The organism is Streptomyces phytophilus, from assembly GCF_013870535.1.
Lineage (GTDB): Bacteria > Actinomycetota > Actinomycetes > Streptomycetales > Streptomycetaceae > Streptomyces > Streptomyces phytophilus.
Genome location: NZ_JACBXC010000256.1, coordinates 1 through 6258 on the forward strand (window position 1 = coordinate 1; position 6258 = coordinate 6258).

General features: G+C 72.9%; 6 protein-coding genes. 4 read left to right on the forward strand and 2 right to left on the reverse strand.

Features of this window, described 5'->3' with window-relative positions; translation table 11 throughout:
* Positions 1–212: 212 nt before the first annotated feature.
* Positions 213–1223 carry a cell envelope lipid trafficking protein PgfA gene (pgfA, locus tag H5J30_RS14040; protein ID WP_181787771.1) on the reverse strand — a complete coding sequence of 337 codons (1011 nt, stop codon included), beginning with the start codon at positions 1221–1223 and terminating at the stop codon, positions 213–215.
* A 123-nt stretch (positions 1224–1346) separates the two neighbouring features.
* On the opposite strand from pgfA, the gene H5J30_RS14045 reads away from it, so the two are divergent.
* Positions 1347–1490 carry a hypothetical protein gene (locus H5J30_RS14045; RefSeq protein WP_018840808.1) on the forward strand — a complete coding sequence of 48 codons (144 nt, stop codon included), beginning with the start codon at positions 1347–1349 and terminating at the stop codon, positions 1488–1490.
* A gap of 214 nt (positions 1491–1704) precedes the next feature.
* Here the strand turns inward: H5J30_RS14045 and H5J30_RS14050 are convergent, their stop codons facing one another.
* Complete coding sequence (locus H5J30_RS14050) at positions 1705–3762, reverse strand: SpoIIE family protein phosphatase (RefSeq protein ID WP_181787772.1); 2058 nt, start codon at positions 3760–3762, stop codon at positions 1705–1707.
* 120 nt (positions 3763–3882) lie between these two features.
* Here H5J30_RS14050 and H5J30_RS14055 point away from each other — a divergent pair, with 120 nt between their 5' ends.
* The 3 genes from H5J30_RS14055 (at position 3883) to H5J30_RS14065 (ending at position 6203) form a co-directional block, all read left to right on the forward strand.
* Positions 3883–4371, forward strand: coding sequence for a GNAT family N-acetyltransferase (locus tag H5J30_RS14055; protein WP_181787773.1), 489 nt, complete (start codon positions 3883–3885; stop codon positions 4369–4371).
* 101 nt (positions 4372–4472) lie between these two features.
* Positions 4473–5252: an IclR family transcriptional regulator gene (locus tag H5J30_RS14060; RefSeq protein ID WP_181787774.1), complete on the forward strand. Its 780-nt coding sequence runs from the start codon at positions 4473–4475 to the stop codon at positions 5250–5252.
* 108 nt (positions 5253–5360) lie between these two features.
* Positions 5361–6203, forward strand: a complete 843-nt coding sequence (locus H5J30_RS14065; RefSeq protein ID WP_181787775.1) for an SMP-30/gluconolactonase/LRE family protein — start codon at positions 5361–5363, stop codon at positions 6201–6203.
* Positions 6204–6258: the final 55 nt, after the last annotated feature.

A 6258-nucleotide genomic window follows, 5' to 3' on the forward strand; every position in this document is an offset into this window, starting at 1 on the left:
GGGGTCCGCTGGTTAGAACGTACGAGGGAGGGTTATTCGGCGTACGGAAGGGTACGTGCTGGGGCATCGGCGCTCCAACTCGTCTCAGGGTGCGGGCGGGTGGTTCAGGGCCGTTCGTGGGGTGCGGCATGGCGGTCGGGTGGAGGGGGGCGACGGGGACGCCGGCCGGGGGGACCGGCGTCCCCGTCGCGGGGGGTGGGGAAAGGGGGGCATCAGGCCGCGACCGGCTGGGGCGGCACGCCGTCCGGCTCCCGGTCGCGGTCCGGGTCGTCCCGCCGGCCGCCGCGGGCCAATAGCACGGCTCCGGCACCGGCGAGTATGAATCCGGCCACGAGGGCGACGACCGGCAGGGTCTCGCCGACCAGCTGCAGCCTGCTGCTGTCCTCGTCGGCGAGGTCGACCTGCTCCTTCTGGGTCTCCTCGGTGAACGCGATGCCGTCGCTCTGCAGCAGCGTGACCTCGTCGGTGCCGCCGCCGGGCTGGCGCAGCGTCTTCTTCGGCGCGATGGAGGCGTAGATGATGCGGCCGGTGCGCTCGTCGGCGACCAGCTCGATCTTCTCGTTGGCGTACCACTCGTCGGCGAACACCTGGTCCCTGTCGGGCAGTCCGACCATGACCCCCGGCACCTGCCGGGTGCCGGTCTTGACGGGCTCGATCTCGCCGGTGAAGGCGAGCCCGGTGTAGCCCTGGATCCGCTTCTCGCCGGCGTACTCAAGCGCCACGGTGTCCTGGGCGGTGCTGTCCCACCAGCGGTAGGTGCGCTTCTCGACGTCGAAGGGGAACTTCAGGTACGCGTCGCCGCCGAACCGGTTGCCGTCGACGCCGGTGTCCTCGCCGCAGCAGTGCTCCGGGGCGTTGGTCTCGCGGTCCATCACCCACCGCTCGGTGGTGAACTGGAACGCGCGCCGCGGGTCGTCGATCTTCCGCGTCAGCGGGGTGTCGATGGCGGTGACGGCGTCCCAGACGGCGGTGTCGTCGTCGCTCGCGGCCACGTCGCCCAGCACCCGCCGGACGATGGTCAGCTCCTGGTTGTCGCGTTCCTTCTGCGCGTCGGTGTCGTAGAACGTCCCGGTCCCCTCGTAGCGGGTCGTCGATTCGATGTCGACGGGATTGAGCTTGGCCCGCGGTTCGACGTAGAACGCGAGCATGGGGGCGAGCACGAGCAGGAAGACGCCCAACCCCAGCAGGATGAGGGACAGGGGTGACGCTTTACGGCGGCTCATGCTGCACTCCCGGCAGGGGCTGGTTTGGGACGCTGGTTTTGTCACCGCGGTGCAAGTTCTACGGGTCGGTAACGTAAGGCTGTGCTTGACAGGGTGTCAATGCTGCTCCCACACTCAGCGTCCATGCAGAACCGACTGGTAGCCGCCGTGGTGACCAGCGTCGCCGCCGCCGCTCTCGCCGTGGGCGCAGCCCTCGGCCTGGTGGCTGCGCTGAACGCCACGCCGGAGCAGCCCAACGTCCCGCTCATCAGCTTCGACGGTCGCTGACCTGGTAATAGTCCCCGTCGCGGAGGCCGCGGCGGGGGCTTTGCCACGCGTGGGCGGCCCGTGGTTCCGGGGTCGCGACACGCCGAGGACACGGTGTCGTATCGATGGCGAAAATTTGTCGACCAGGTGACAAGTAGTCACCGTCCGGTGGCGCGACGCGGCGCCGCGCGGGCGATACGCGCCGGTGCCGTGCGCCGGTGGCGCACGGGCGCTTTCAGCCGAACTCGGCCCACACGCACTTGTCGTTGCCGCGCGACTCCACGCCCCACGTGTCCGCCAGCATGTCCACGAGCAGCAGCCCGCGGCCCGATACGCCCGCTTCGCCCGGTTCGCGGCGGTGGGGCAGTGCGCTGGAGCGGTCCTCCACCTCGACGCGCAGCCGGGGCTCCGGAGTACTGAGCGGCCGGATCGTCACCACCGCAGGCCCGTCGGTGTGCAGCAGCGCGTTGGTGATCAGCTCGTCGGCGACCAGCTCGATCTCGTCCGTGCGCTCGCCCGCGCCCCAGGAGCGCACCGCGCTGCGGATCATGTGCCGGGCGGCGGAGAGCGCCTCGGGGTCGGAGGCCGGGATGAACTGGCGCAGCCGGCTGCCGGGCTGCGCGGTGTCGCCCGCGGTGCGGCGCACCATCACCAGCGCCATGTCGTCCTGGATGTGCCGCTCGTCCACCACGTCGCAGAGCCGGTCCGACAGCTCGGCGATGTCGAGCGGCCCGGTGCGCACCAGCTCCGCGAGCTGCGCCATGCCGTCGCCCAGGTCGGCGCCGGGGACCTCCACCAGGCCGTCCGTGCACATCAGCAGCGCGTCGCCGGGGTCGAGGGACAGGGTCGTCACCGGGTAGTCCAGCGGGCCGAACGTCGCGGAGAGCCCGAGCGGCAGCCCGCCCGGTACGGACAGCGCGCGGCAGCCGCCGTCGGCGTGCCGTACGAGCGGGTCGATGTGCCCGGCGCGGACCAGTTGCAGCGCGCCCGTCGTCAGGTCGATCTCCGCGTACGTGCAGGTGGCGAAGCGCTCGGTGTCCAGCTCGTGCAGGAACTCCGAGGCCCGGGCCATCACGGTGGCCGGGGCGTGCCCCTCGCCCGCGTACGCCCGCAGCACGATGCGCAGTTGCCCCATCACCGCGGCGGCCTGCGTGTCGTGGCCCTGGACGTCGCCGATGACGACGCCGACCCGGCCGCCGGACAGCGCGATCACGTCGTACCAGTCGCCGCCGATGCCCTGCCCCTCGTGCGCCGCCCGGTAGCGCACGGCGACCTCGGCGCCCGGCACCTCGGGAATGCTGCGGGGCAGCATGGCCTGCTGGAGGTCCTCGGCGAGGCCGTGTTCGCGGTCGTGCAGCTTGGCGCGCTGGAGGCTCTGCCCGACGCCGCTGCTCAGCGCGACCAGCAGGTTGCGCTCCTCCGGCGAGAAGGCCCTCTTGCCGCGGTAGGACAGCCCGAGCGCCCCGATGACGCGCCCTTCGGCGATCAGCGGCAGGTAGGCGGCGGAGTCGATGTCCAGGGACTCCGCGTACGGGTAGAGCCGCGGGTACGCGGCGGCGAACTCCGCCCGGGAGAGCACCAGCCGCGGCCGGCCCGTACGCACCACCTCGCTCAGCGGCAGCCCGGGGTCGTCGACCCGGGTGTAGTCGGCGAGCGTCGTCTCCGTGCCCTCGCCCATGGCGATGATCTGGATCCGCCCCGCGTCCACCAGCCCCAGGACCATGTTCGCCGCGCCGAGGCGGGCCAGCCCCTCCGCGCCGCCGAGCACGCCGATCACGTCGTGCACGGTGGTGGCGTTCGCCAGCGCCGCCGTGGTCTGCTGCACGACGCCGGTCTGCCGGCGCCGCTCCTGGTCCAGCGCGAACTGCTGCGCGGAGTAGTTCAGCTCCAGCGTGGCGTCGCGGACCATGCCGATGACGCGGTTCGCCCGGCCGTCGCCGTCGCGGATGATGGTGCCCTGGGTGTGCGTCATACGGGACGTGCCGTCGCGCAACTGCACCCGCAGGTACGCGCTGTAGCCGGGGCGGCCCTGGGCGATGGCCTGGGAGACCAGTGCGTCGAGCCGGGCGCTCTCCTCCTTGGTGACGCGCGAGTTGAGCTTCTGCGGGTCGCCTCCGTACTCCTCCGGCCGCAGGTCGAAGACCCGCAGCGCCCCCTCGTCCAGGTGCATCTGGCCGCCTTCGAGGTCCCAGTCGAAGCTGCCCATGTGGTTCAGCTCCATGCTGAGAGCCGCGGGCGCGGGCCAGTCCCCGGCCGCCGGGACCGGCGCCGCCGTGCCTCCCCGGTCGCTCATGCCGCTACTTTCGCACCTTTTGTACGGATATTCGAGTGGATCGCCATTCTACCCACCGCGGGCAGCCGCCCGCCGGACAAACCGGTGGCGCCGCCCGCGCCGCCCCGGCATGCTGGGCCCATGCTCATCAGGGACGCCACCGCCGACGACTGGCCCGCCGTCTGGCCCTTCTTCCACCGGATCGTCGCCGCCGGCGAGACCTATCCCTACGCGCTGGACATGAGCGCCGAGCAGGGCCGCGAGGTGTGGATGCCGCCGCCCCCGGACCGTACGACCGTCGCCATCGACGACGAGGGCCTGATCGTGGGCTCGGCGAAGATGAACGCCAACCGGCAGGGCAACGGCGACCATGTCGCCAGCGCGAGCTACATGGTCGACCCGGACCGGCACGCGCGCGGCGTCGGCCGCGCGCTGTGCGAGGACTCCCTGCGCTGGGCCCGCGCCCGCGGCTTCCTGTCCATGGAGTTCAACGCGGTCGTCGAGACCAACGTCCACGCCGTGAAGCTCTACGAGTCCCTCGGCTTCCGCATCACCGGCACCCAGCCCCGCGCCTTCCGCCACCCGGCGGAGGGCCTGGTCGGGCTGCACTGCATGCACGTCGATCTCTGAACCCGGCCCCCATTGCCCGCCGTGGGGACGGGCGTTACGCTGCGTTCGTCATTTCGATAACTGGTCGAGATTTCGGACTTCCAAGGGGTGGGTGAGCGCGCATGGGGCGACTCGTACCGGCCGTGACGCGCGCACTCGACATCCTAGAGCTGTTCCTCGACCGGGACACGACGCTCTCCGCCCCCGAGATCACCCGCAAGCTGGGCCTGCCCAGGACCACCGTGCACGAGCTGGTCACCACCCTGGCCGCCCGCTCCTACCTCGGCGCCGTCCCCGGCCAGCCGGGGCGCTACCGGCTGGGCGTGCGCACGTACCAGCTCGGCAGCACCTTCGGCGAGCAGCTCGACCTGGCCGCCGAGGGCCGCGAGGTCGCCCGCGAGGTCGCCGAGACCTGCGACGAGACCGTGCACATCGCGATCCTGGAGGACACGGACGTCATCTACATCGCGAAGGTCGACAGCACCCGCGCGGTACGGATGGTCTCCGCCACCGGCCGACGCCTCCCCGCGCACTGCACCGCCGTCGGCAAGATGCTCCTCGCCTCGCTGTCCGAGCAGGCCCTCGACGCGCGGCTCCCGGACAGCCGGCCCCTGGTCGCCATGACGGACCGCAGCCACACCTCCGTACGCGAACTGCGCCGCCACCTCGCCGGGGTGCGCGAGCGCGGCATCGCCGTCGAGGAGCGCGAGTCCAACCCGGACGTGAGCTGCGTGGCGGCGCCGGTGCACGACTCCTCGGGCCGGGTGGTCGCCGCGCTCAGCATCTCGGTGCCGATGATCCGGTGGAGCGGGGAGCGCAGGGACGAGCTGGCGGAGCTGGCCGCGAAGGGCGCGGGCAGGCTGTCCGAGCGCCTGGGCCACCGGGGCGCGGGGAGCCGGTGACCCCGTGACCCCGGGATGCGTGGGCGCGGTGGGCCGGGGCGCACCACGAGACGGCAGCCGGGGACGTACCCGCAGACGAGAGCCGGGGCACACCCGGGGAGGAGCCAGATGACGAAGCTGGACGTGGCCGTACGCACGCGCGCCGAGCTGGGCGAGGGGCCCACGTGGGACCCCGCGGCCGGGCGGCTGGTCTGGGTCGACATCCTGGGCGCCCGCATCCACGCGTACGACCCGGCCACCGGCCGGCGCACCGTGCAGACCACCGAGCAGCACGTCGGGTCCGCCAAGCCGCGCGCCGGCGGCGCCGGTTACGTCGTCAACCTGCGCGACGGCGTCGGGCTCTACGACACGGACGGCGCGTTCCGCTGGCTCGTCCACGAGCCCGTCGCCGGCCGCCGCGGCAACGAGGCGGTGGTCGCCCCCGACGGCGCCCTGTGGGCCGGCACCATGCGCTACGACTCCGCCCCCGGCGGCGGCGCCCTGGCCCGCGTCGCCGGCGACGGCACGCGGACGGTCGTCCTGGACGACGTCACCGTCAGCAACGGCACCGGCTGGAGTCCGGACGGCCGGCTGATGTACTACGCCGACACCCCCACGGGCCGGATCGACGTCTTCGACACCGACGGCACCGAGGTCACCGGCCGGCGCCTGTTCGCCGCCGTCGAGGACACCCCGGGCTCGCCGGACGGGCTGTGCGTGGACGCCGAGGGATACGTGTGGGTCGCGCTGTGGGACGGCGCCGCCGTCCGCCGGTACGCCCCAGACGGCACCCTGGACCGCACGGTGGAGGTGCCCGTACGCCGCCCCACGTCCTGCGCGTTCGGCGGCCCGGAGCTGGCCGACCTGTACATCACCTCCTCGTCGCTGGCGGACGCGCATCCGCTGGCGGGGTCGGTGCTGGTGCTGCCGGACGCGGGCCGCGGGCTGCCGCAGGCCCCGTTCGAGGGCTGAGGCGCGGATGACGGCGGGGATGGCGGGGCTGGCCGGGACGTTCCGGATCGGCGGG

Coding starts and splice junctions, on each gene's coding strand:
- H5J30_RS14045 (WP_018840808.1), top strand. CDS start 1,347: ATGCAGAACCGACTGGTAGCCGCCGTGGTGACCAGCGTCGCCGCCGCC.
- H5J30_RS14060 (WP_181787774.1), top strand. CDS start 4,473: ATGGGGCGACTCGTACCGGCCGTGACGCGCGCACTCGACATCCTAGAG.
- pgfA (WP_181787771.1), bottom strand. CDS start 1,223: ATGAGCCGCCGTAAAGCGTCACCCCTGTCCCTCATCCTGCTGGGGTTG.
- H5J30_RS14055 (WP_181787773.1), top strand. CDS start 3,883: ATGCTCATCAGGGACGCCACCGCCGACGACTGGCCCGCCGTCTGGCCC.
- H5J30_RS14050 (WP_181787772.1), bottom strand. CDS start 3,762: ATGAGCGACCGGGGAGGCACGGCGGCGCCGGTCCCGGCGGCCGGGGAC.
- H5J30_RS14065 (WP_181787775.1), top strand. CDS start 5,361: ATGACGAAGCTGGACGTGGCCGTACGCACGCGCGCCGAGCTGGGCGAG.